General features: G+C 57.9%; 20 protein-coding genes and 1 pseudogene. 3 read left to right on the top strand and 18 right to left on the bottom strand.

The features are described from left to right. The first annotated feature begins 99 nt into the window (after positions 1-99). Entirely contained in the window at positions 100-345 is a 246-nt protein-coding gene (locus AC6I65_RS12245; protein ID WP_497903320.1) for a hypothetical protein, read from the top strand. After that, on the top strand, positions 342-1,016 hold the full coding sequence (locus tag AC6I65_RS12240; protein ID WP_497903319.1) for a hypothetical protein: 675 nt from the start codon (positions 342-344) through the stop codon (positions 1,014-1,016). Before AC6I65_RS12245 ends, AC6I65_RS12240 begins: the two co-directional genes overlap by 4 nt. Positions 1,017-1,430: 414 nt before the next feature. Here AC6I65_RS12240 and AC6I65_RS12235 read toward each other — a convergent pair whose 3' ends face one another. The 5 genes and pseudogenes from AC6I65_RS12235 to AC6I65_RS12215 form a co-directional block, all read right to left on the bottom strand. Next, positions 1,431-2,564 carry a hypothetical protein gene (locus AC6I65_RS12235; protein ID WP_497903318.1) on the bottom strand — a complete coding sequence of 378 codons (1,134 nt, stop codon included), beginning with the start codon at positions 2,562-2,564 and terminating at the stop codon, positions 1,431-1,433. A 164-nt stretch (positions 2,565-2,728) separates the two neighbouring features. Further along, positions 2,729-4,450 carry a HEAT repeat domain-containing protein gene (locus tag AC6I65_RS12230; protein ID WP_497903317.1) on the bottom strand — a complete coding sequence of 574 codons (1,722 nt, stop codon included), beginning with the start codon at positions 4,448-4,450 and terminating at the stop codon, positions 2,729-2,731. Beyond that, positions 4,450-5,358: an ADP-ribosylglycohydrolase family protein gene (locus tag AC6I65_RS12225; protein ID WP_497903316.1), complete on the bottom strand. Its 909-nt coding sequence runs from the start codon at positions 5,356-5,358 to the stop codon at positions 4,450-4,452. Before AC6I65_RS12225 ends, AC6I65_RS12230 begins: the two co-directional genes overlap by 1 nt. Positions 5,359-5,401: 43 nt before the next feature. Beyond that, on the bottom strand, positions 5,402-5,671 hold the full coding sequence (locus AC6I65_RS12220; protein WP_497903315.1) for a DUF8110 family protein: 270 nt from the start codon (positions 5,669-5,671) through the stop codon (positions 5,402-5,404). 62 nt (positions 5,672-5,733) lie between these two features. Next, positions 5,734-6,081, bottom strand: a pseudogene (locus AC6I65_RS12215) (DUF8165 family protein); the annotation flags it as partial. Between the two features lie 112 nt (positions 6,082-6,193). Between AC6I65_RS12215 and AC6I65_RS12210 the strand changes: the two are divergent. Beyond that, positions 6,194-6,763 carry a GTP pyrophosphokinase gene (locus tag AC6I65_RS12210; protein WP_497903314.1) on the top strand — a complete coding sequence of 190 codons (570 nt, stop codon included), beginning with the start codon at positions 6,194-6,196 and terminating at the stop codon, positions 6,761-6,763. A gap of 148 nt (positions 6,764-6,911) precedes the next feature. Here the strand turns inward: AC6I65_RS12210 and AC6I65_RS12205 are convergent, their stop codons facing one another. From AC6I65_RS12205 to AC6I65_RS12145, 13 genes are all read right to left on the bottom strand, one after another. Beyond that, positions 6,912-8,075 (bottom strand): DNA cytosine methyltransferase, encoded by a 1,164-nt coding sequence (locus tag AC6I65_RS12205; protein ID WP_497903313.1) that lies wholly within the window; start codon positions 8,073-8,075, stop codon positions 6,912-6,914. A gap of 302 nt (positions 8,076-8,377) precedes the next feature. Further along, a complete protein-coding gene (locus AC6I65_RS12200) occupies positions 8,378-9,925 on the bottom strand; it encodes an HNH endonuclease (protein WP_497903312.1) in 1,548 nt (515 codons plus the stop codon). A gap of 154 nt (positions 9,926-10,079) precedes the next feature. Continuing rightward, positions 10,080-12,560 (bottom strand): DUF5797 family protein, encoded by a 2,481-nt coding sequence (locus AC6I65_RS12195; protein ID WP_497903311.1) that lies wholly within the window; start codon positions 12,558-12,560, stop codon positions 10,080-10,082. A gap of 158 nt (positions 12,561-12,718) precedes the next feature. Beyond that, positions 12,719-13,459: a DUF6339 family protein gene (locus tag AC6I65_RS12190; protein ID WP_497903310.1), complete on the bottom strand. Its 741-nt coding sequence runs from the start codon at positions 13,457-13,459 to the stop codon at positions 12,719-12,721. Continuing rightward, positions 13,456-14,472 carry a hypothetical protein gene (locus tag AC6I65_RS12185; RefSeq protein WP_497903309.1) on the bottom strand — a complete coding sequence of 339 codons (1,017 nt, stop codon included), beginning with the start codon at positions 14,470-14,472 and terminating at the stop codon, positions 13,456-13,458. Before AC6I65_RS12185 ends, AC6I65_RS12190 begins: the two co-directional genes overlap by 4 nt. After that, positions 14,472-16,403 (bottom strand): hypothetical protein, encoded by a 1,932-nt coding sequence (locus AC6I65_RS12180; RefSeq protein WP_497903308.1) that lies wholly within the window; start codon positions 16,401-16,403, stop codon positions 14,472-14,474. The genes AC6I65_RS12185 and AC6I65_RS12180 overlap by 1 nt, the downstream gene beginning before the upstream one ends. 445 nt (positions 16,404-16,848) lie before the next feature. Then, positions 16,849-17,556, bottom strand: a complete 708-nt coding sequence (locus AC6I65_RS12175) for a DUF6339 family protein (protein WP_497903307.1) — start codon at positions 17,554-17,556, stop codon at positions 16,849-16,851. Beyond that, positions 17,553-18,083 (bottom strand): hypothetical protein, encoded by a 531-nt coding sequence (locus AC6I65_RS12170; RefSeq protein ID WP_497903306.1) that lies wholly within the window; start codon positions 18,081-18,083, stop codon positions 17,553-17,555. The genes AC6I65_RS12175 and AC6I65_RS12170 overlap by 4 nt, the downstream gene beginning before the upstream one ends. A gap of 458 nt (positions 18,084-18,541) precedes the next feature. Beyond that, positions 18,542-20,533: a hypothetical protein gene (locus tag AC6I65_RS12165; RefSeq protein ID WP_497903305.1), complete on the bottom strand. Its 1,992-nt coding sequence runs from the start codon at positions 20,531-20,533 to the stop codon at positions 18,542-18,544. A 466-nt stretch (positions 20,534-20,999) separates the two neighbouring features. Beyond that, complete coding sequence (locus AC6I65_RS12160) at positions 21,000-22,049, bottom strand: ribbon-helix-helix domain-containing protein (RefSeq protein WP_497903304.1); 1,050 nt, start codon at positions 22,047-22,049, stop codon at positions 21,000-21,002. Position 22,050: 1 nt separating this feature from the next. Then, complete coding sequence (locus AC6I65_RS12155) at positions 22,051-22,761, bottom strand: DUF6339 family protein (protein WP_497903288.1); 711 nt, start codon at positions 22,759-22,761, stop codon at positions 22,051-22,053. Then, positions 22,758-23,486, bottom strand: coding sequence for a hypothetical protein (locus AC6I65_RS12150; protein WP_497903303.1), 729 nt, complete (start codon positions 23,484-23,486; stop codon positions 22,758-22,760). The genes AC6I65_RS12155 and AC6I65_RS12150 overlap by 4 nt, the downstream gene beginning before the upstream one ends. A 253-nt stretch (positions 23,487-23,739) precedes the next feature. Continuing rightward, complete coding sequence (locus AC6I65_RS12145; RefSeq protein ID WP_497903302.1) at positions 23,740-25,620, bottom strand: hypothetical protein; 1,881 nt, start codon at positions 25,618-25,620, stop codon at positions 23,740-23,742. Between the last annotated feature and the right edge of the window lie 328 nt (positions 25,621-25,948).

Genomic DNA, 25,948 nt, shown 5'->3' with positions numbered 1-25,948 from the left:
CGCACGACGTATCATGTTCGCGGCGTCACCCGCTGCGACGAACACTGCACAAGACGGTAACGCAGATTGCACCGCCTGGAACAGACTGGAGGGAGGTCGATGAGCGTCCGCTCGATTCCGCAGCCGAGTTCTCACGCCAAGCTTCGGTTCATGCAGCGGACTGGTATCGTAGAGTTCTCGCTCCGCCAGGCCTGGCAGAGCGGGTTGCCGGTCGACGTCGACGGCCAAGACTACCATCAAGCACGGTACGATGAGCTGCTCGACGTCGTTCTGCTGGCTCGCGATGGTGTTCTCACGACCGTTCTGAATGCAACGCACCTCGAGGTCACGGAGGGATCGCGATGACGCGTAAACTGACGGTCGCCGCAGAGTTCGAGCAGGGGACGTTGATCGAAGCGACGACCACGGAAGAGTACATTGTCGGGGAGAACCACGCGTACTACGTCCCAGACAAGGCGCGACTAGACGCGGGTATGCAGAAGGTTCGTGCTACCGAGACGATAGATGCTTACCGTAACGGGGAAACCGGATTCGATTGGGACGGTATCCGTGACACAGTGAGTGCGATCGATATCGTTGAACTGGCCGAGCAGGATACCATCAACCGCACCGACGGGGATATCGGTGACGCTCGACGACGTGGTATTCGATGGTCACCTCGCGGCGCCGACGAGCACGTGACGGTTCCTGCCGGTGTCGTTAAGTTCGCTGACCCCGACGCCGACCGAGAGTGTGGTGCAACGCGCGACCCCGTCGAACGCGGACTCATGTGGGGCGCGCTGAAAGACCGCGTGCTGACCGATGTACGGGATATCGAACTGCAGTACCACAACGATGTCCAGCAGGGTGGTTTGCGAACGGCCCGAGTCCCGATCGCCGTTTACAAGAAGGGGACTGGAGCCATCATCGCGTATCTAGCCGCCCACGATCAGCCGACGATGTATATCGCCGCCACTCTCGAGGTGGAGCGCGAGGACGTTGTCGCGATGCTCGAGCGATATCGGAACCTCGCGTAACGAGTTCGGGATCACTCGAATTGATTCTCGGATTGCATCCCAAACATGACAGAGACGTGAGTCGAGATTTATGGCAGCGGATACTCGAGGCCGGGCGCCGTCGATCTCGACGACGGACTCACCAATGGCGCCCTGCGATAGCTTCGCCGTCGACTGGCCTCGGACGCGTTCTTCCATAGCCAAAACTGAGTGTTCAGCCGCGAGCTGATAGATACGTCGCCACTCGAAAAAGTGTCGTTTCTCTGGTAGGTGAGTGGATGATCGTCGTGCTGGTAACGATTTCGAAGGCAGCGAACCAGGCCAAGTACTCGCGAGCTGGTTTAGGGCACAATCCACACGGTCGGCGATCTGACTTGCACATCTGGAGAATCGCAACCGAAGTCGTGGGGGTAGTGATTTTCCACGTCCATCGGATTATACATCGAACCCCGCTTCCCGTAATGCCTCCTCGATCCCTCCGAACTCGTCTTCGTACTCGAGGTACCCGAAGTCGGTTTCGGCATCTAACTCTGAGGGGGTTGGCACACGACCGATCTGTTGAACGACCCCGACCAACTGGATCGTCATCTGCCGAGCATCTCGATCACCGCCAGCTGGTCGATTATCCGACTCCGAGCCCGACGAAGTGCTCTCTGGCGCCCACGTCAACCCGACATCACCGCTCCGAATACTCTCGATATCTTCCTCGACGTATCGGCGCTCAGTCCTCACTTCATCAGGTGTTGGTAACGTTCCATCTGGCCCGAACTGGGCACACGACGGGCACACCTGCGAAAAGCCATCGACCTCGATCGCGCTCGGCTCGATATCGTCTTCTAACAGGCACCCACATACATCACAACGATCAGGAGCTGCTGTCGGTTCGTCGAAACCCTGTTCGAACAGAACTTCCACTTCGTCGTAGCGTTCTCTCGCTGCCTCGTACGCTTCGAGCGCACCCTCGTACTCTGATGCTTGAAATGCAGCATTGCCAGTTGCAGTACGCTGACGTGACCTCGTCACGAGGTCTAGTAGCTCACGATGCCAGTCTGAGGATTCGAGATGGTGACGACGTGCCTCCACCCGCCGGAGTCGGTCTTCTATCTTGCTGACGCGGTCGGGCGCTACATCCGAAGCGAGTTCTGTTGCTTCCTTGAGCGACTCGATACTCTCTTCGTACTTGTGAGTCGCAGCTTCCGCGTCTTCCTCGATCGAAAGTTGGTCGCCAGCATCGCACGCGTTCTCTGCCCGATTGACGAGATCGTCGAGTTTTTGCAGGACACGGTCGGTTTCTACGTCTGAGATCGATTCGAAGACTGTGCGACGCCGGGCTTCGATGGATCTATCCACCTCATCTGTGAGTAGGCCTGCCTGCTGTAGGTGCCACAGCGCCTTCTCCAACTTTTCGACAGCTACTCTGTACTGGCCACTGTCTCTCGCCTCCTGAGCCGTCTCCTGCAACCGTTCAGCCGTCTTCACGTGTGACTCGTATTGAAACCGGTCACCGTTCTCGAACCCGAGGACGCCCCAGTTGTGTTGCTCGTCGTTCTCTGCATCGATATGACTCACTACAGCTTTGATTTCGGCTTCGAATGTACATCACACAACTGGGCAACGGTACTTCTCACTCATTTCGGGACTCCTTCGCTGATAAGCTCACAATCTCATCTCGGCAATTCTACAGCGACGATAATAAATCACAGAACCACGCCAACAATGTGGACTACTCGAACTCACTCTAGACGGGTGATCGCCCACGCCGCACGCTTTCGAACTGTCTCGTCCAGGTCGTTTGTTTTCAACTCCTGGAGGGTCTCGATTGGAACTGGTACATTCGCGTTCCCAATCAGCGTGCACACGTTCGCTCGCACTTCCGGGCTCGAATCCTGCAACGCACTCTCCAACTGATCCTGCTGCGCCCTGATCGCACCTGGATCTGCCTCGCCTGCTCGCTGGAGTGCAATCGACGCGTTCACGCGTGCCTGAATGTTGTTGTCTTCGAGTCGGGCAGCGATCTGATCAGCGTACTCGATCACGACGTCGGGGTGTTCTTGTGCGAGATCACCCAGCAACCCGACTGCGTTGTTTCGAACACGCTTCGCATCGGCTTCCAGCAACGCCACCAACTCGTCTACGATTGACTCCGCGGCGTCCGGGTAGTTCGACGCGATCTTCCCGAGTGCCGCTAACGCGTTCGTTTGCGTCGTATCGTCTTCGCTCTGTAACGCCTCGATCAGGGCGCTAACCGCTGGGAATACCTCTTCAGGATACTCCGCTGCAACACAGGAGAGTGCGTAGACTGCGTAGCTCTGTGTCGTCTCGAAGTCAGCTACCACAGCGGCTTCCAACGCTGGTACCGAATCGAGTACACTACCAGGATCGGCTTCGGCTAGCTCCATCAGACAGTGCGTCGCGACCGGCTGGCATACCGATTCCTGGCTCGTGTAACTCGCTAACTCAGACACGTGCCCTTTCAGCGTCAACGGATCGTCCTTCGTCGATTTCCAGAGGGCCTGAAGCGCCGCCCGGTCGAGCGGTGTCGGTTCGTCAGCCAACAACTCGAACACGGTCCCAGTAGCCAACTCGCATCCGTCGTCCCGATATTCCAGTACGCTCATCGCCAGGCGGAGTGCCTCGCGCCGATCCACGCTGGTTGACTCCGACACTGCATCGGCCAACATCGTGCGGATCGTTTCACCGTCTACTGATTCTGGATCCTCCTCGAGTCGTGATCGAACCGCAGCGAACGCCGCCTCTGCGAACGGATCAGCGAGTCGTTCGTACGGAACGGGGTGTAACGATTCGACGGCTGGCAGTCGAACAGAGAACCGATCGTCGATTCCCACGGTCTCGAACCAGAACGCAGGCGGGCCCTTCAACGGCGTCATCGATGGGCGCTCCGGCTCGAAGTGCGTGACTAACTGCGTCTTCGTCTCACCGTCTACCCGATACGTGAGTTCGAACACGTACCCGTCAGCCAGGATCTCTCGCATCTCGTCTGCTGACTCGAGCCCGCCGTCTGGAACCGGATCATTCGAGGCCGGTATAGACAATCCTAGTTCGCCTCTCCGGACGAGATCGACGAAGTCCCACGCGTGGTAGTGATCCCACCCGTCGACGTGACTCAAATCGAGATCGTCGACGACGACGTACTCGTCTGCGTCGGGAAACAACTCAGCGAGAATACGCAGCCGTTCTTCACGCTCCGGCCACCACTCGTAGTATCCGTATTCGCCTTGCTCGCCCAATGCGTCGAGGTGCCCGTCACGCCGCCGAACGGACTCAATCGTCCCTGGAATGTCCGCCTCGTCGACGAGGACTTGATTCCCGACCGCCCAGACCTCGTGGCTGGTCTCGTGGGCCCAGTACTGCACCCACTCGAGCGGTACCGCCTCCCGCCGTGGGTGCGGATTCACGTCGACCGTCCAGTCCCGGTCGAACGCGAGGACGTACATCACTCTACCTCCACGAGTTGCTCCGCCAGTGATTCGATTTCAGCCGTCTCGTCGATCGCGGAGAGCCACCGATCGGGGAGTCGTGACGCCCCGAATCGAGCCCCTGCGATCGCGCCCGTAACGGCGCCAATGGTGTCTGTGTCCCCACCTCGATTGACAGCCGACGTAATCGCCGCTTCAGCGCTTTTGGCCCGGAGACCATCGTGCATCGCCGTTCGAAGCGAGTGGACCACGTACCCGGACGTCTCGAGCGAACCAAGTTCGTCACCGTCACAGATCGGGGTGAGCGCGTTTCGCAACTCTTCTGGCGCGTTGTTGCCGACGTGGTCGATAGCACTGGCTAATGGGTCAGTAGCGTCCTGGAGGAGTCCGGCGATGGTGAGATTCAAGATCGCACATCCATACGTGCAGCGCGGATCAGCGTGCGTAATCTGCGACGAGTGCCGACTGACTCGCTCGAGCGTCTTCGGCTCAGTCGCGTACGGAATGCTGAGTGGCGGACACCGCATGATACTGCCGTTCCCAGCGTTCTTCCCTTCAGGACTGGCTTTCCAGACCTCCTGGCCAGCCTGTTCCCACGATCGACCCGCCTGTACGTTTTCGATCGATCGCCGCGTCATGATCCCGATATCGAACGGTCCCGAGTCGTACCACGCAACGAACCGATCGGCGATATCGTCCGGGTCGAATGCCTGTCGTTCGACGAGGCTGCGTGCGATACACAACGCCTGTTCGGTGTCGTCAGTAATCGTCCCCGCGGGCTGATTCCACGTCCCGTACCCGACCATCTCGTCGAGCCGCCCGTGCTCAGCGGCGATCTCCGAAGCCGATGCGAACTCGACCGGGCGTCCGAGCGCATCCCCACACGCCAACCCCAACAAGACACCGAGAGCTCGATCAGAATCCATACATCTCCCAACGGACACATTCGAGAAGAATGTGTGGTCGCGGTCACTCATTGGGCTTCGTCCCCGTACGGAGATTCTCCCGGTACTCGCCCAACGCTCGATACATCTCCACACGTTCCGCTTCCGTCATCGTCTCGTGTTCCGCGTCGTCGTAGAACGGAAGTTCGTCTTTCTCCGGCACGTCCATCAGGGTGCCAAGCTGGTAGAGTTGCTCGTAGTAGTTCTCCAGCACCCACTCCTCGCCGTGGTCGTCGACCGCTTGCTGGATGTAAGGCGCTGCTTCCGGGTAGTCTTCGTGAAGCTCGTCGGTCATTGGTGATCGGAATTGGCTGCGGTTGGTTTGCTGCTGTGTGTCCAGGGTGACCGACAGCCGCCTGTAAATTCGGCGAGTGAGTGGTTTGGGGTATCTGTGGTCCATTTGCCGACCTGGACGAGTTCGAACGTGTCGATGGGGGCGTCGAGTGCATTGTCCAACTGTGTCCGGACTGGATTGGCGAGACTGTCGACAGGGATGGCGGTGAGGGAGTGCTGAGTGAGGAAGTAGCTGGTCGCCAGACTCGTCGGACCGACGACGATGACGTCGCCCCCATCGACGTCAGCGAGCGCGAGTTGGGCCTCCCGATGCTGGTACAGAACCGCATCGAGCTCCTCGACGGGGAACAGAACATCGGCTCTCCCGTACTCGATACTCGTCTCAGCAGACTCGAAATGTCCTTTGGGCATAATCGCTTCTAAATATATTCCCACTGTGCATTAACTTTGTGGTAGTCTGACTACTCGCCTCGCCAGCAGCCAAGTTCCCTCAATTTACCTGTGCCTACTGCCACCAGTTGACGTGACCCGCCACCTTTACAACTGCACAGCCACCGAACTCGCCACGCACCCCGTCGAATCTCTGCCACACGATCGCGTCGCTGCCAGAATTTATCTATATGGTCGAGGTGCTGGTTTGATTGTGCACCCACTCGAACGTGCGATCGAGATTGCAGCAACTGCTCATGCCGATCAAACGGACAAAGCAGGTGAGACGTACATCCTCCACCCGTTGCGTGTGATGTTTGCCCAGGACTCCGAAGCCGCGATGATTGCAGCAGTCCTCCACGATGTCGTTGAGGATAGTGACTGGACTGTTGCCGAACTTCGAAACGACGACGTCGATTTTCCAGACGAAGCGATCGACGCCGTTGAACTCCTCATGAAATCAGACGACGAGTCGTACGAAAAGTTCGTGGCAGACGCGGCACCCCATCCGATTGCGAGAGCAGTAAAACGAGCAGACATCGAGGACAATATGGACCTAACACGGCTAGACTCCGTTGATACTGATACCATGAATCGCATCGAAAAGTATCACAACTCCTGGAAACTATTACAGGCGGAAGAAAACCCACAAGGTGAAACGTAGCCCACACGAGGCGTCAACCGAGTGCGGAGGGAATTACCGTCCGTTGCGTCGGCAGTGCGGGACGAGACACGGACGCCACGGGTCGGGCGACCCGTGGTACTTCACAGAGAACGGCGGGAGTTCCACTGGTCACCCGACCCGTGGTCGTTCACGTAGTAAACTCGTCGATACTCGACTGTCGATCCCCACGCAAATGTCGCATTATGCTCTCGCCAGCCACTCGAGCTAGCTTTGGCGGCACTGCATTGCCGATCCACCTCCCTATTCTGTGGATACCGACGTCCTCGACCGTTCCTCCCGGAGGGAGGAATTGGTACTCGTCCGGAAACGTTTGTAGAATCGCTCCCTCTCTCAGGCTCAATGCCCTGAGCTGGTCCTCGTCGTAATGTCCGAATCGACCGCTCCCGAAACTGTAAAACTGAGTAGTGATCGTGGGTGCGGGTTTGTCCGGTTGCATGCGACTGTACGGCGCCTTGAAACTGGCACCACTCTCCTTCGTATGGCAATCGGCAACGAGATCTTCACGCCCCTTCTCTACCCAGTCGGTCCAGTCGCCACCTGGTTCCGAGATTCGAATTCGGTCCAGGTTCTGCTTTCTGAGGTTCTGAGTGACGTGAAGTGGGTCGTCGGGATGGTGTTCACCGGCGTCAATCGCCGGAAGGTGTCCGATGAAACTTTCTGCCGTGATTTCTCGATCGACGTCGACCTCTGTCCGGCTCGGGGAGTCCATCTCGATGGGGCCGATTTTCGAGGCCAGTGTAATCCATCGCTTGCGCCGTTGTGGGACCCCATAGGCCAAACAGTCGATGTCCCTGTTCTCCGGTAGATTGACGTAATAACCGGCGTCTCGAAATGTTTCGATCAGTCCTTCGTACTCCGGATCTCGGCTCACACCGGGTACGTTCTCCATCGCGACGATATCCGGTTGAACCCGATCGACGATGGTGGCGAACGCTGAGACGAGCCCGGTTTTATCGTGCACTCCTTCTATGTTTCCCAAATTCGAGTACGGTTGACACGGAGGGCCACCGGCGAGCACCCGAACGTCTGTGTCGTCACTGTAGAGGTCTGCGACCCACTCGGGATTCTCAGTCGCGATTGTAGATAGATCCCGGCGGTAAAACTGCGCGTCGTTGTTACGGAAGTACGGAATCACACAGTAGAGATCCTCGTCAACTCCCGCTACGACGTCTATCCCGGCACGCTGGAGGCCGAGTGTAAACCCTCCGGCACCGCAAAAGAGGTCGACAGCTTCGACAGTCCCCACTCCCTCCGTAGAAGTGGGTTCAGAGCGGGGATCAGTGTAGGACACAAATACACCTCGAGTGCGAGACTAGAAAGTATTTCGAATTTTCTATAAGAGGATCCAGTGTGGTTCCGTCAGGGTCCGCCTAATTTCTGGATGATCAGATCCGAGCGACGGCGTCGAGATGTATTTAAGCGGCCTGTAGTTTTCCGGTTAGCTGAATCGAGGCGCTAAGCCCCCTTCCTCAGCGAGCGAAGCGAGCAGGGAGGGGATACACCGTCCCCAGAAATCAAAGATTTCTGGTGTGTGAAGATGCTTACGAGGAGACCTTCTCGTAAGTCAACTCCGGAGAGTCCCTGTCTGTCCGGCTACGTCGGCGATACACCATCGTTGGGCGAGATGTTCGAAACGGTGTCGTTGTAATATCGAATCGCGTCCTCCGAGATCGCGTCCCCCTCGAGGACAGTGAGTGCCCTCCCGTCCGCTCCGGGGTCGTACGGGTGTCGAACCGTCTTCGTATCGGGTTCGATACGGACGGCACCGTTGTCGAGGTCTGCGTGGTGGTTCGGGCAGAGAACTAGCATGTTCTCGAGCGTGTCCGCCCCGTCCTCGAAGAGTGGACGTAGGTGGTGGACTTCGGAGTAGCCGGTCCCATCTGGTTTCGCTCGTCTCGTCCCACACACCTGGCATCGATCCTTGTACATCTGCTTCAGCCCGCTCACGAGGCCTTCGTCTCGTTCCGTCCGATCGGCGACCGAACCGAAACGGCCCAGTTCGTCCTCGTAGTCGTCGGAGGTGAGTACAATCGAGTCAGGGTATTCGAGAAACTCTACTGCTACCTCGCCGGATGGTTCCCGATATTCGTCGATGTCGTGTTCGTGGTTCGACTCGGGCAGGCGACGGGTAGTGTCCAGTTCGTCGCTCCAGATTTCCTCGAAGTACGCGGGATCGTACTCGCGGTGCCGGAAGGGGCCGCCAGATGCCGTCGCGACGACGTCGAAGCCACGGAGGAGATCGTAGAACCCCTGTTTCTCGTGGTGAGCGCGAGCGTCGAACCTCGGCAGGACGTCTTCGACGAGTGAAATCGAGTGGTCGGCGAGAACCAACAGGTGTGGGAAGACGACGTCGAGGACGCGTCTAATAGCGTTCGCTCCGGTGAACACGAACCACAGCGAATTGTCCTTCGACGAGTCGCCATACGTGAGGTCGTACGTCCGACAGAAATTACGAAAACTGTCGATCATCGCCGGATCGACACCTCCCCGAGTGAGGCGTGCGGTGGGATACATCGAATACCCGATACGATTCTCCGATGATTCCGTGATAGTCGGTCGATATCGGCAAAGTCCGTCGAAGACGCCGGCGATGTACTCGGTTGAGGAGTTCGGAGTCAGACCCTCGGCGGGTAGCTCGGAGGGCGAGACCTCGTTCTCGTCGAGGTCGTACGCGTCTGTGAGTCTGCTGGGACTCCAGTGATTGATTCCGCGTGGTCGCCACTCGTATCGGAGTTCGTCACGCGTGAGGAGAAATCGGTACGCCTCTTCTGGATCCATAATATTGGTGTCGTACCGCTCGAAACCAGGCCCCGTCACGAACTCTAGTTCTCTGATCAGGCTGGTGGAGTGGCCACGTAGGAACTCTTCTAGATCGGCCAGGTCGCTTCGTTGTGAGAGAAGGAAGAACCCGTGTCCCCGCTCTCGATCCACCAGATCGTACGTGTAGTCCCGAGAGTCGAGGAAGGTCCCGACGACCGCTTCGCGCATCTCGGTCTCGTAGGGTTTGATCCGAAGCTGGGGACGAACCGTGAACGTGTCGTCTGGTTGCTCTGAGATGTTGAACCGGACACGTGCTGTCGAGTCGAGGAGGCCTGCTATGTACTCGGGATCGAGCGTAGACGCTCCTTTCTCGGTGTCCATGTGATAACCTTCCCAAACCAATGTGAAGAAAGTAGCGGCCCGTCGGGCGAGGCATTGTAACGAACGAGCCAACGTGCCAACGTCGCGCTCGGTCTCTTGTACCAGGTAGTCGGGGTGGACTGTCACGAAGTGAGGGTCGGCCAAGCGACGATACCTACTCGTTTGGGTCGTACCACTCCCAAATCCACGTACCTTCGTTCTGTCGAACGAGGTTGCGCTCTCCTGCTTCCCGGAGGACCGGGCGGATCGTCTTCTTCCACGCATTTCGGTACGACGGTCCGTCTATTGGCAACCGCTCCGAGACTTCGTTGACGATCTCGTGACCCGTCCCCCGCCACCCGCGTTTGAGGAGGAGCAACGCCTCGATCCCAGCTCGCTCTCTGTCGGTGATCTCTTCGAAATTACCGAGCGGTTCCCACGAGTCGGAGACTTTCTCGACGATCTCAGTGGCCCACTCGGGAGAGCCAACGTCTATATCCGACGCTCTGAGTGCTGCGTCCATCGACCCGAACCGGCTCACGTACGTGGTGGCCGAGTAGTCCGTGAGTTCGTCGACGTTCCGGGTCGTCGGTCGGTGCCCGATCTCGTCGGCGAGATCCTCGAGTGTGGTGAGCAACTCGTCGTCGTAGTCTCCCGGCTGACTCCACGCGTCCCCAAACTCGAGGTCGACAGAGGCCAGCACATCGTCCCACGTGCCGAAGGTGTCGACGTAGTCCGACGGCGAGAACCGGCCGTAATTTTCGACGTCCACTGGTCGCGGGGGGTGGCCGAACTCGCGTTCCAATCGCCGGAGGTCGTCGGCCAGTGCCATACGCCGTTCGATATCGTACTCGGGTCGAACACGGTCGTCGACGACGACCGCTTCGCCATAGTTACTGCCCCTCCTCTCGCTTCGGATTCTCTCACCCTCGTCGAGGTCTCCCGTCTGCTCGTCAGTTTTCGATCCGTCGACGCCCTCTCCCTCGTCAACTGTCTCAGACCTAGCGTCAACCTCGATCGCTTCGAGTTCAGGGAGTGAGTACTCACTCACCGAATCGATGACACTTGCGACTTCGACATCGGGGAGGACTGCCAACACACCGATGGTCGGGTGGACGGTTGGATTCGTCTCGGCTACTTTCTCGAAGAATCGCCTCGTTGCGGCCGACGAAGGATCGAGCGGAGCGGTGGAAGCATCTCCACTCGTCGATACTCCAGTGAGAATTTCACCGACCCTCTGCCACGGGTCGACACCGCTGACGAGGTGAGCGACCGGAACGTCACAGTACTCAGCGACCTCGACGAGGGTGAGTGGTCGCTCCGTCTCCGTGACGAGTTCAGTGATCGCGTCGACGAATTCGTCGTGCTCTGGCCTGTCGTCAGGAACCTTAGTTCGGGACAAGCGGTCCCTCTCGAGCCCCGATTCAACGATGATCTGCTGCCAGTTGCCCAGTGACTCAGTGTCGCTGCTCGCCATCGAGACGAGATCGTAGAATAGTGCCTCAGTCGGTGGGTCGCCGAGGAGGTCCGCAACGAGCTGAACCACGGCTACGACCTCCGAGGGACGAACCACCTGATCGGGATCGTCGGAGAGAGATTGTCCATCTACCTTGAAACCGGCTGCACGTAAGGCGTCTTTGAAGGACCCGAACGTGTACACGTACGAACCGAATGGGTAGCGGGACTCACTGATGACCGTCTCCTCTGTCGGGGGGTATAGCGCGTGGTCACTCAAGTCCTGAAGTTCATTCGTGAGCTTCTCTCTGTTCGTCTCGAGGAGTCGATCCGAGTAGTGGTTGGGAGGCGAGGCACTGTTGAGGCTGTGCTCTTCTTCGTCGTCTTTGGTGTGGTGTCGCTCGTCCAGACTTTCCCGGCCGTCTCCTCCGTCGTCACTTGCGCCGTCAGCTGACCCAGTGGTCTCCGTGTCGTCACCGGACGTGTTGGTGTCGTCAGTATCTAGTCCGTCGATCCTTTCGCGTGCGTCTGGAGAGAGTTTGACGTCACCCATCCCGACGATACGAGCTAGACCACTCATCGAGTCGTTGAGATATTTGTAGACATCCGGTGCTTTGTCGAACGCCCACCCCTCGGTCAGTTTGTCTACATCCACCGGGTCCTCGTCCTGGTACAGATCCAACAGTCGCTGAGCAGTCGTCTGGTCAACGCTGAAGGTGGACTGAACCCTTTCGACGATGTCGTCTGGTGAACGGTCGATATAGACACCGACGGACGAGTTTCGAGTCGTTGTCCCATCGTCGTTCACCGAGGACTTCTCGTCTGCACCCGGGCTCGGAGTGATCGGACGTGTGTCATCGGCATCACCGCCGCTAACATCGTCCGACCCCGACCCGCCGCCGTCGGCTTCGTTGTCGTCCGTCTCCACCTTTCCCCCAACTGGCTCTCTGCCAACGAGGCGACGTCCGAGGTCGGTCGTACAAACGTCTCCGACCTCATTTCGGGTTAGATAGTCGTCTAAATCACCTTTCAGGATTTGTGCTAACTCGATCGGTGAATCCAAGCCCCAGAGTTTGATCAGTTCGTCGTTCGGTATCGGTTCTCGTTCGGCGACCTCTTCGACGCGCTCGACCTCTTCGCTCGATAGATCGGTTCCGATATCGGTTTCGGTAGTCTCGGCCCGTTTTCCGTCGGTATTCATTTCGTTCTAAGTCGTGCCCATAGTCTTTCGATTCCTGTACGATACCACCTTCGCTTTCGTCTGGCCGAAACCGACTCTCGATTGGAACGATGTAACCGCTTGTCGGAAGACCGAACGATCACGTAGATAACCCCAACCGCGGCAGCGGATTGGAGGATCTAAGCCCGTTCGGACTTCATCTGGCGTTTCAACCGACTGACCACCTCGACGCTGTTGTCTTCGACCCAACCTTCAGCTGGCATCATCGAGAGGAGGGTCGACAACCGGTCGGGCATGACGTTGACGAGATCCTGCGACTCGTCGGCGAACTGGTCAACGACGGCGATCACGAGGGGTTTCGACATGTGGAACGCGTTGTCGAGGATACGGTTCGCGAGGAAGTTGAACTCGAAGACCTCTCTCGTCAGTTCGTACTCGTCGTCTACGTCGACAGGTGCCGTCGCTGGGTCTACGTGGGTGAGTTCTGCTAACCACCAGAGTCGACCGATGGCGTTCGTGTAGAGGTTGTTCCCCGTGGTCTCACCCAGGAACTTTTCGAACGCAGCGGTTCTGTTGTTTTCGAAGTCGAAGCGCCAGCGGTACCGGACGAAGTCGTCGAACTTCACCGCCGCGAGGTAGTACCAGATTCGCTCGTCCCGTGCTGTACGGCGGTCAATCCGGATATTCGCGTGGATGGTCGGGGCGAGGGCGGCGTCCATCTTCGCCTCGTACTGCGGGTAGTCGTCGTCGACGAATATTTCGTCGATCTTGGTCTGTATCGCACCGTAGTCAACGTCAGTCCCATCGACGGGCGTCGAGTGTCGCTCGAAGAGGTCGGGATCGACATCCCGCTCTCCCGCGATGAAGTCTTCGTCGATCTCGGAGACGCCCTGGTGTAGTAGTTTGCGTAGTTCGGTCATGATCGGATATTGTCGACGAGTTTCACCATGTCGTCGCTCAATTCGAGGTACTCTTGGATGGCGGTCGACGTCTTGTCCAGGAGTTGGGGCATACTCCCCTCACCCGCGAATTCGTCGTGTAATTGCCGCCCAGCCTCATCAGCAGAGTCGACGTCGTACATTTTCGTCACAACCTGCGAGAGGAGGTCGGTTTGCCAGTCGTGTTCTGAATCCCCGGTCTCGTCGACGTCTTCGGCGGTCCAGAGAACGAGTTCCGAGAGCGCAGGGAGGAGGATGGAGTCGGTGTAGACGTTCATGACACGGCCCAACTTCCCTCGCGGACCGCTGTTCAACGCGCTCGCGATCGAATCGTGGTCACGGTTCACGTACAATTTTGGGGAGTGGAGTTCCGTCTTGTCAACGACGTAGACGGCATCGTCGGGGAACCGATCGTCGTTGTCGCTCTCACCGAAACTCTTGAAGATCGGTGGGAGGAGTGGGCCAGACGTGTCCTCTGTCTCGTCGATGTGTATCTCCCACGACAGCCCGTCCGCGAGTTGGAGTCCGGCGTGGGTTCGGTAGTCGCCGGACGTGTTCGCATCGTCCGTACGGACGATCAGCGGAGTCAGTTCGACGGTTCCGAACACGTGTCGAGAGGAGAACGTGATCTCGAACTCGATGGTCCCCTTTTCGAAACTGTCTACTTCGATCGTCCGTCCCTCGCGGACGTGTGTGTACTTACACTCGACCGCGACGACGACCTCAGCTGGGGCGTCGGTCGGCCACTCCTTGGGAGGGAACACCGGTTCGAGATCGTCTTCGATCGTCAGCGTGCCCTCTAAGGTGAGCGTCTTCCAGTCAGCAGCCCAGTCCTCCAAGAAGACTTGGTTGCCGGCTTTGTCCACCTCGAAGGACTGGTCGTCGTCGTCCAGCGAGAACGTCTCTACGTCGATTGAGAGTGCCTCCGGTGCGTGACGGAGCGGTTCGTCGTCGAACCGCTCGCGACTCGTCTTTCGGCGACTTCGGGTCGCCATCAGGCTTCACCCCCCATTTCGACGTCTCCGTCGATACGCAGTTGTGACTTTCCGAGTCGACCACTGTAGGGGTCAAAGTCGCCGAACGACTCTGAGGTGCCCCCAATATCGATGCTCGTCGTACTCGCGTCACCCTCGATCACGACGACGCCGTCTTCGATCTCGTACGATGTACTCGTTTCGTGCGGATCTACCGACTCTATCGCTATCCCACCGGTCTTGTTGTTCTCCTCGCCGAGCGTGACGATCTCGACCGTTACGTGCCAACTGTCGAAATCGTCGTCTTTCGGGGCTACAGTGGCATCGAACATCCACCGCCCGTCGCGGAAAGTGAAGTCTGCCGAGGTGTCGAACGCCTCGGCGGAGGTGACGGACGTGGACGGAGACGAAGATCGGTTCCGTCCCGTGTCGGATCGGGGGATCTTGCGTTTCATCGAGTCGATCATCCCACCTTCTTCACTAACGTCTGTCGCGACGAGATCTTGGAGGCACTGTCGGAGCTTACTACTCGTAAGTGATTCTACAGTACCTGCACACCCCCACTCGTACGTCGATTGGAGTTTCGAGTTCTTGTACCCTTTCCACTCGTCGTGTGCGGCAGGTTCGGACGTCCTGAGGAATTCCTCGACTTGTCCGTCCGCTATCTCGAGAGAACGATCACCCCAGCCTCGCGCTTCGCCTGCGAGCAGGATTCCGTAGAAGGGGCTTCCGTAAGACGCCGCACCGCTTACGTTGATGTAGTCGACGACCATCCCAGCGCCTCTGAAGATGGCAACTTCGTTGAGTCGGGTTTCGTCGTCACCGGGGCTCGGACTCTTGGCGTAGACGCCCAACCGACCCTTCGGTTCGGTCTGTGTATCGTTGCCGATCTTCTTGTCGGGTAGATCGAACGTGATCTGTCCTTCGACGACGTTGCCACGACTCTCGAGATCGTCGTCTGGGGAGTCACGCTCCCTGAAACAGTCGACGAACGGTCGGACGACGTCGACCTCGTAGGGGTCGACGAGTGTTGGCTCGTCGTCGGGCCCCTCGAGGTACACTCGAAGGTTGCCACGCTCGATGGCGGGCCAGAAGTACTCGGCGACGGAGCGCCGGAACGTCTCGAGCAACTCGTCGACGTCGGCGAACTCCTCCGCTGTGGGATCGCGAAACCCGACGATAGTCGCCGTCGTCCCACTCACGTCGGCCACGTGTTCAGTGTACAGAGCCCGTGCACGCTCTCTCGCCTCGTCGCCCCACGCACTCACGTGTCGGGTGTCTGGGTCCTCAGGATCGCGCCGACCGTACCAGCCGTTGCCCGAGTAGAGTTGGTCACTCTCCTGGTCACGGTGGTCGGGTAAGAGTGTCCGCCCGACGAAGCGAGGTGGGTCGTAGTCTCCAGTGTCCTGAACTGGATAGGAGGTGAAGAGTACGGTCGACATCCCCGAGAATGCCCACAGCACGGTCTTCCCCACGCCGTGGCTCCCACCCTCGGTGGCGTCTTTGTTACTCCGTCCCATGTCGCGGACGAGGGCCGTGTAGTTCGTACCGTCTTCGGTCTCAAGACCGTCGAGACCCTGGGTGTTCCTGTCTTCGACGGAGAGGAGCAAGAGTTCGTCTTCCCTCTCTAAGTAGTCGAGGTACTGGTCCAGTTGTCTGTCGTCTTCTAGCTCTCCGGCAGCACGAAGGTGGTCGTAGAGGTCGACCTCGTCGTCCTCGGGTTCGCACTCGAGTTCGGCGAGGAAACGCTCTAACTCCTGTCCAGAGAGTTTTTCGAACCGGTAGTGTACTTCGACAGGTCCGTCAGCGTCTACGTTGAGTGCGTCGTTCGCGTTCTGGAGCGTCTCGCGAACGAACGTCGCCACGTCGTTCTCGAAGGCGTGTTTCGTGAGGATGTCGGCGTTCTGCTCGGCCTTGTCACCCATCTCCTCGAAGTACCACCCATCGGTCACAGACCTCCACCCCCCGAGTGACGGACGTACATCCGTAGAAGTCTACGCCGGAGTCGAATCGTTACCATGTTGTTTTCACTACTTAACTAGAGGCGTCACTCTTCAAACTATTGTCTGAATCCGTTCGATACCTTCGTCCTTCGTCTTACAGGTGAGATCGATCGAGTCCGGCCGCTCGTCTCCGTTGGTGACGTGCTTGGCGAACATCCGCAACCCCGTCCGGCGACGAAAAGGAAGGGATGGCGGCGTACACTGCCGAGACAGCGGTGAATCCACTCTACCCGGTCTTTGGTACTGGTCCGTTCGCCGTGCAAGGGCGAGCGTACTGGTGAATACGATCATCGTGAAAGTGCAGCTGAGGTTGACTGCCTTCGAACTGGGGTTCGAAACCAGATCCTTCAGAACGCCTCGCTGCCATACATTGAATCCTGTACGAAAAACGCCGTTAGGAGACGAACTCGAGGATTCGATCGAGTTGGTCTTCGAAATCCTCGCGACTTCGAGAGTCCATTTGATACGTCGAGAGCGACTGGTTGAACCGCCGTCCAACAGCGGAAATGGTCGTCCCGGATTCCGAGTGAAGGGTGTCCACGAAGGCGAGTGCAGCGGGCCGGCAACGATTGAATTCACTGTCTAGAACGTAATTTGCGACACGTTGCTTGTTGTACATCTTGTGAGTGCCGTAGTAGTGGTCTGTCGCTGGATCGTAGGTCAAGTGGGCTCCCCACCAAAGCCGAGCCATTTGATTCGAGTAAAGGTCACTTTGTTCGCCGAGGAGCTTCTCTTTGAGATCACCATGTCCGAGCCAACGAATCACGACGTAGTCGGGGAATTCGACGAGTGTGAGGTACTGCCAGACGCCAATCTGACCCGCGACACGCGGGGGTATCTTGTAATACTGGTGCACGAGTGGGGCGAGTACCGAGTCCATCGCCGATCGCTGCGTGTCGATATTTGGATCGAAGACCGTGGTGGCACGTTCGATTGCCTCCTCCAGCGAGTCTATGTCAGTACTAGCCTCCGGGACTGACTCGTATTCGACGTGGTCTTCCAAGTCGGTTCTCAGTGCGAGTACTTCGTCTCGAGAGGTGAATTCATCGTGCTCTTCTACCATATCGCGGCCGGCGTCTGTGAGTCGTGGAATGTCAGTCATGGTCTGAAGTCGGTGATGAATTTGTTGAGTTGTGAGGCTTGATCGAGATACAATTGAACGGCGACGTTGAGTTCGCGAATGAAACTCCGGAGTTCGTCGGGTTCAGACACAACCTCACCGAGATTCTCGACTGTCTCCTCGTACGAGGCGTCCTCGTAGAGGTACGGACCGATCTCTTTGATCAAGCCCTCCTGCCATTCGTACTGTGGTTCGTCGGATTCGGCGATCGTCGTTGCCGTATGAATGACGAGCTGTATCCAGGTCGACGTGCCTAATTCCGCCTTGATAACGTTCTTCAGATATGCATCGAAGCTGTAGAACGTCTTGGTTTCGAGTACGTCCACTATCGGCTGGTTGAGCATATTGACGAGAACCGCCGGCTCTCGTGGATTCTGCTTGAGCAGGTGGACTGCACCCTCTGGATAGTCGCCATCGGAGAAGTCTCTGTACAGGAACGGGAAGCCAGTGCCACTCTCCTCGGGTTCGTCTACGTGGACTTTCCAAACGTCACCACCTGCGATACGCATACCCCCTTTCGGCGCGAACGGTAACCCGCTGGAGACACCGTCCGTCGTAACGATTCGCGGAGTCAGTGTCACGGTATCGCGAAAGAGCTTTGCCTCGAGCTCTATCGGTTTCGTATACGTCCCAGCGGTTAGTGGCTCGTCCTCGACGACTTCTTGGTAACGCAGGTGTGTCGACTTCGATTCGACGACTACGACGAGTTTGGCATCGTACGGGGCGTCGCCCTCACACACGTGGTTCAAGTCTCGGTCAGAGATCGACAGCGACAGCGAGAGTTGTGCCCGCTCCCAGGGCTGGTACTTGTAGAGTGGTAGGGTTGGAGCGTCTGTCTCGGGCTCGGAGGGATCAGTTTCGTCGACGCTGTACTCGCTGATCTGGAGATCTATCGCGTCTTCTCGATAGCGATACGGGAGGTCGTCGGCGTTAGCAGATGCACGTCGGATATCGGTCGGCATACGAGTTATCCCTCCATGATTTCGGCACTGATTTTAACCTTCGTTTGGGTGGCTTCGCCGACATCGAAGAGTTTCTCCGGATCTCGAGAGAGCCCGTCTAGCTTTTTCGAATCTCCTTGGAATGCGACAACGTCGGCCGTCCCATCGGCTTCGAGATGGGCGATTCCGTCGGCATCGAGCGAATCCTTGGCCTCTCCTTCGACGACTTCGAATTCCTCGATCGGGATCGAATCACCCTCGTGTCCTTGACTGTCGAGTCGCAGGAGTTCGACCGTGAGTTTCCAGTCGCCGTGGTCTGGCTCCCTGGGGCCACCTTTAGCGAAGAATTGCCACTTATCGTCGTCGATCCAGACGTCGGGCCGAGTTTCCCACCTGAGGGCAGAGCCCTCGCCATTGACGGTATCTCGGCCGTCCATTATCGGGAGGATGTCGTCCATTCCCGGCACTTCGTCACCAGAATCGATATCTTCCTGAACGATGTCGTTGATCACTGCTTCGAGCCGCTCACCCTTCAACGCGTTAATCTCGGCCGTGATAGTCCCGATGTAATATTCGTTGAGATAGTCGTTGTTAGAGCCAACCCAGTCGTCGTGTTGTGTGGGTTCGGACCTCTTGAGGAATTTTTCGAGAGCCCTCTGTGCATCCGTTACGTCCTCGCCAGGAGAGGTCTGGGCTTCACCGGCAACCATCACCGCAGCGAAGTCTTTGCCGCGGTTGGCAGCTCGAGACATATCGACGTAGTCGACGATCATCTGTGCCCCGCGGAGTCTCGCTACGCGGTTGATCCCCAGTTCGTCGTCGTCGTCCGTTTCGAAATCAGTGCGGTCACTCGGGGTGAGATGACGTACAACGAGGTCAACAGCGGTTTGGTAGCCGCTGTGTGGATCCTCGTCCACAGTGTCTGGGTCTTCGCGTGGGATTTCGATCGGGACTCCTCGTTTCACGAAGCTGCCAGCGCCACTCAGTTCCGTATCGGTGATATCGAAGTATTCGCTGTAGCACTCGACGTACGGTTTGACACCGGGTGCATCGTCGAGTGTCGCCTCCGTTCGGGTACCGTCTGGAGTTTTTACGTGGACCTCCAGTTGGTCTCGCACCATTGCCGGCCAGAAGTATTTCACAGATGCGTGGCGGAACGAGGCGGCTAACTCTTCCATGTCGGGGTCGAATCCCTCGCCCGGAATGCGGAACCCCACGACGCCAATACTCGTACCGTAGTTGTCAGTAGGTCGGCTCACAGAGAGCGTGTCTGCGAGTCTCTCTGCGTCGTCGAGGTCGCCCCAGAGCGAGCTTGGACGACCGATGTCGTCGATGCGGTCGGGGTCGTCTCGACCATACCAGCCGTGATTCGTGTAGTGTGTCGTTTCTGCTTCGTCAGTGTGTGCTGGGACGATTGTACGCCCAACGAGCCGCGGCGGTTCGCTTCCACCATCGGAGGGCAAGGTGTCGGGGTGTGAATTGAACAGAACTGTCGAAAGCCCTGAAAAAGCCCAGAGAACTGTCTTGCCGAGGCCCTTGCTCCCGCCTGAACTGGATCCCGGTTTGTTCGTACTGCCGAAGTCTTTGACGAGAGAGGCGTACGGTTCCTTCGTGTCTGTTTCGCTTCCTCGGAGACCGGTCGTATGTTCGTCGTGAATGGTCAGGACGGTGAGACTGTCGCCGTCAAAGTGATTGAGAAACCGTTTGAGCCCGGGGTCACGGGCCTGGTCGTTTTCGATTGCGCGCTTTATGTGCCACCGGAGATCTTCCGGGCTGTCCCCGTGCTCGTCCCAGATGAGTGTCTCTAAGAATTCCTCGAGGTCGCTCCCTCTGAGTGTCGTAAAGTCGAACGTGACCTTGACAGGCTCTTCCCCGGGGATACCCTGGTCGTTCGCGTTTTGCAGGACTTCACGAACGAACGTTTCGAGAGTGCTGTCCAAGGCGCTCTCGGTGGGATTTTTGTGATATTCTGTTATTCCCGATTTCTGCTCTGGAAATTTCCAGATTGGAGTCGCCATTAGTGTGACGCTATTTCGCGGGCAGCTATGAATATATAACGGCGAGGATAAGACCACCTATATTAAACATCTTCCGTATTAACGGCCGAGAAGGTACGAGATCGGCAACCTCGACCTGTTGAACTCGGATATCGTTAGCACGAGAACGGCTCGGTTATCGGAAGAATTGACGGTTGTTTGATAGGAGGCTTGGATCAAAACGAGGTAGGGAATCAAACGAAGAACTTGAATCGAGGATGTTTAGACGCTGAGACATATTTGGAGTGTGTGGAAAATCTGATCGGATGACGAGGTGAGAGTCACTTTTTAGAACGTGCCGAAATGAATGTGGTGCCTATGTGACGAGACTCTCGTGATCTCTATTTGGAGAGCGTCTGGATATGAGGTTGTACTCAAGAACGTCGATTCTCGACCCTGCGACATCCTGAGTTGATCCGTCGACTTACCTACTCCAGATACGGTAGCCTCACAGTAATTCGGTTCCACCTACTTCGGTGACCTCGTAGCCGATCCCACGGGCCCCGACACGCCTCCGAGACACCAAGCCGAGTTCGCACATACGGCCGATGAGGCCAGATCGAATCGTACTCGCCTGTGCAGACGACCAATCGTCAGATAGTTCACCGACGCGTTCACTCAACGGGTCTGGACGGTCGACTCCCTCTACGATAGCATTCGCCACGAGTTCCATCGCCTCGTACTCGGCTGGATGTTCACTGGCGACGTGGTCGAGATAGAACTGCCGTTCATCGTTAGAGAGGGACGAGTCACTCGCGAGATCCTCGTCGAGGATGGGATTCTCTATTCGAGCAAATTCGAAGCCGGCTTCGGTGATGCCGAACTCTTCGGTGTCGGGATCAATATCGACGAACTGTAGATTCGGGGGGGCACCCGTGAGGTTCCTACTCGAGTCGATCTGACCGACGAAGTGAGTCTTGAATCGGTCTAACGAACGCTCGACTTTGTCTCCGGTCGGGAACGCAGCCGAGAACTTCTCTCCACGACCACGACCCTTCTCGTCGTCTATCTCCTCTAGCCGGAGACCGTACTCACGGGCCACTCTCGCCGTTTCGTTGCGGAACTGCTGGTACGAGACTCCGTCTGACTCGGTCTCGGCCAGGACGACTGCGAGCCGACGAACCGACAACTTCATCGGGAAGATACGGTTGTATTGGCCCCAGAGAGGCCCCATATCTATTCTCTCGGCGTCCGACGGGTCGACCGTAGTTACGTCGAAGTCGAACGTCGAGAGATCTTCGAGATTCGACCGGTCTTCGCTCCATTGTGTCGACTGGGTGAACGACGGTTGTTCGGTGGTTTGCTCGCGCTCGGGCGGGCCTCCTGCCTCTATGGCATCACCGAACGACATCAGGGTCTCTTGCTCGCTCGATTCCAACTTCAGCTGTGTGCGGAGCGCTCGCTCGAGGAACTCCTCGGGGCTCTCGTAGTTACCCTCTTGGACCGCCGAACGGATGTCATCGACGAGCTCTGGCGGGATATCGACGACGACGCGCATCCTACGAACACTCCCTGTAGATCTCTTCGACGATCTCTTTCAACTGAGGGTCCGAGAGGTGTTCTTCGCTCGTCACCGACCACTGGTGGCTCACCGACTTGGCGGTGTCCTCGACGATGTCGGCGTCCGGCTCGGCACTAGCGATACTGCACAAGACGCGCCCAGTACGGGGTCGTCGAAGGTCCATGCGGTCGAAAATCCGGTTCGACTTGTACGCTTCCTTGAGGATCTCCTCTGTCACCGAGTAGTCGTCACCGTCCCGACTGAACTCCGCCATGAACCACAACCGCGAGAACGCGTTCGTGTACAGGTCCTGTGTGGAGCCCAAGAACTTCTCGGTCATCGACCTGTGCGTACGGTTAGCCCCATCACGCGGCCACCGGTATCGCACGAAGTCCGGCCGCCATCCGATCGCGAGATAGTGCCAGATCCGTGGATCACCCGCCTCCCGGAGCGGGATATCGATGAACTCTCGAACGGCCGGGGCCACGGCGGCATCGATTGGTTCGTCACCGCGGTCGAAGTCACTCTCTGGCCCGATGACGTAGTCGATTACCTGTCCGAGTGCGCTGAGGTTCGCGGTCAGATCAGTGTCGGTTCGATACTCGGACAGCTTCTCGTCCGAGAATTCGAAGTCGTCATCTCTCATCAGCTCCTCGGTGACGAGGAGCGAGGCGTCGTCGCTGAGTCGGTAAAGTGTGTCTTGGCTCATAGGCTGAGTTCTAGTACGCGTTCGAGGTCTTCGTGTGGTGTTCGACGTCGCTGTACCGTAGTGGCGATCTGGTTGACGGTCTCCGACAGTGTGCCGGTTTCTAACATCTCCTCGACCTCGTCTGGCGACTTCTCTTCGAACAACTCGTCGCACACTTCGGTCAACATCCGTCTCTGCCAGGGGTACTTCATCTCACTGTGGACGACGTAGAGTTCTGCAGCTTCGAGGACGAACTGCGTCATGATCTGCGTACCCAGTAGATCGACCACCAACTGGCGGACCCTCCCACGTGCGTGTTGGCCCTTGTCCTCGAAGAGTGGAGGAACGAAGCCGTGATCCGAGTTGATGTACAGTTTCGGCTTGGCTTCGTCGCTCAGATCCAGGTACCACATATTCCCGTCGTTGGCTGGGAAGGGTGCATCCGTGAACGACGTTGGAATCGTCGGCAGTTCGTTCGATCGACCGCTGGTCGGCGGGTCTACGTCTACTGTGCCAATCGGGCCGTGAGCGAGTTTTCGGCCAGCTCGTTCGGCGAACGGTGGACCGCTGTGACCTGTGGGCTGACTTCTGAGCGGTTTCGTCCGTACCAGCAGGGGAGTCAGTTCGAGACGGCCCCGGAGATCGTCGTACTTCAGTTCAACCGAGTCTGTGTACTCCCCCGGCGAGAGGGGTGCGTTCTCGATCACGCTCTCGAACCGGTGGTGGTTCGTCGGGCAGTATCCCACGACGACCAGTGCACCGTTGTGAGGGGAGATGCGGGGAAGACTCTCTCGAGGGTACTCTTCGAGACGGATATGCTCACAGTGAGTTCACTCGTCTCCCACTCTTCGTCCTCGTCCGTGAGGTCCAATTCTATCGTATCACCGAGTGACAGTGTTGTCCCGCTGCCGAGTGTACACTCAACGTAGTCGAACTCGAGGCTCTCTCCGGCGTATCTGTAGGGACGGGTATCGACTCGTTTGCTCCCACGGTCGCTGCTCATGCCGAACCACCACCCGTCAGGTCGTACTGGAAGTCCAACCGTGTTCGCCCGGCCAGGATTTCGTCACCGACAGAGTCCGAAGACAGTTCGAACCTCGCACTCGTCGTATCCTGGTCGAACTCGAACGTGATCTCACCGTCGTCCACACTCCTCCCCTCCTGTTGCGGTGAGCTACCGTCCGCGACGTCGATCTGGTCTATCGTCTTGTTCGATCCGTCGACTTCGTCGATCGAGACCGTCACGCTCCACGGGCCAGACGGGGCAGTGTCGAGTTCCAGCTCACCCTCGTACTGGTGGGCCCCATCGAACCAGCTGTCGACCCACACGACGTCGAACGGTAACGAGCCACCACCACCACCACCGCCTCCGCCTCCTTCTCTAGTAGAGCCGTGTTCGTCTTCGAAGAACGGGAACTCCGACCCTAAGGTGCCGACGCGTTCGTCGTCGTCTGTCTTCGCTGCGCCCAGAATTTGCTGGAGTGTCCGTTTGACGTCGGTCTTCAGGAACGAGACGATCCGCTGTGACGGATTGTCGTCCTCGTATGCGTTCGCCAACTTCTGCGTGGGTTTCTCCCACGTGTCGTGTGCCTCCGGTTCGGCATCGCGGAAGAAGGACTCGATGGCTCGGTCTGCAGCGTCGGGCAGGTCGTCCGCTTCCAGACCTACCTCGTGTTTGGCCCCTCCTGCGAGTAGAAGAGCGTGGAAGTCCTTTCCGGTCGTCCGGGAGACGGAGCCGTAGTTCCGATACTTCACTACGTGTCGTGCCCCGCGGAACATCGCGACTTTGTTTCGGTGCTTGCTGAGGTCGGTGTCGTCGTCGGCCAGCCTGACGACTAGTACGAGCTCTCCCGTTGTGCCAGGCTCAGATTCCGTCGGTGGCACCTCGAACTCCACCGTCTCTACGGCAACGGTCCCCGGTTCCCCGAAATCGGGGTCCGGGTTCTCCCGGGACTCGTACCCTTTCACGTACGGGGCAGCCCTGTCGACACCCTCGGGTTCGACAGTGCGGGGAGACGTGTCGCTCGGACCTTGCACGGTGACGTCGATTCCGTCGTCGACGATGAGCGGCCAGTAGTACCTCGCCGCGGCCTCGTAGAGCCCGTCGACGATCTCTTCCGGGTCTCTCGTCGCTCGCGTCGGCTCTCTGAACCCGACGATGAGGGCCGTTGTTCCGCGTTCGTCGGGACGGTCGACACGAAGCGTCTCGGCCAGGCCATCGGGAATCTTATTCATCGCGACCGGTCGGTCGTGACCACTGTCGTGGATACCGATCCACCCACCACCCTTGTACTCCTGGCCGCCCAGTTCGTGATCGGGGAGATCCAGCCGTCCGACGAGTTTCGGGTCGTCGCCTTCTGGTTGGCTGTGGAACAGGACCAATTTGAACCCGGAGAAGGCCCACAGTACCGAGGCGCCTACTCCGTGGACGCCACCGCCCTGTTTCTTGGTCGAGTCCCCGAAGTCCTTGACTAGTGATGCGTAGTTCGTCCCACGACTATCCTCGTTCCCTTCGAGCCCGACGGCGTTCACGTCTTCTACGCCGAGGATCCACAGTTTACCCCCGTCAATTTGGTCGATCATCTTCTGGACGCCCAGTTTCTCGTCGTCATCTGCTACTGCCTCGAGGTGGGGTTTGAGAGTGGGCCAGTCGATCGCGTCTTTGAAGTCGTCCAGCTCCCCTCCCTCCTCCAGTATCTCGAGGAAGAAGTTGATCCCTGGCTTCTCTCCGTCTTGTCGTGCGTCGTAGACGTTTTGGATTAATTCGCGGGGGAGTGTCTCGAGCACCGAATCCAACGCGAAGTCGGTCTGAGGCAACCCGACGAACGAGTCCTCGGACTTCAGCTCTTTGAACGCCGCGTGTAGTTGTCCTGTTCCCATGTGTATGTGCGTGTTCTATGTGTATGGGGGGCGAATATATAAGGTTTTCTTCAGTGGCGCACGCTAACCGATTCGGCCATCAGGTCGGACAACGTTGGGATAAACGCCACCTAATCTACTAGCTTCCGGCGCTCATCACCCAACTCGTGCGAAGATGGTATTTACTTCTCGCACGCTCGTTCCTGTGTGTGATGTGTGTATGGATACGACCGCGTGTGCATAGGGTTACAGAACATCGAGGAGAAAGCCAACGACTGAAGTCGTGTGGAGGATGTCAAGGTGTAACCGTCGTACGATCCACGTGGTTCCCTCCTGGTCGACGTACCGT

This window comes from Natronosalvus sp. KLKA75 (genome assembly GCF_059736265.1).
The sequence above is the reverse complement of the archived record's forward strand: the minus strand, read 5'-3'. Positions and strand labels throughout refer to the sequence as shown.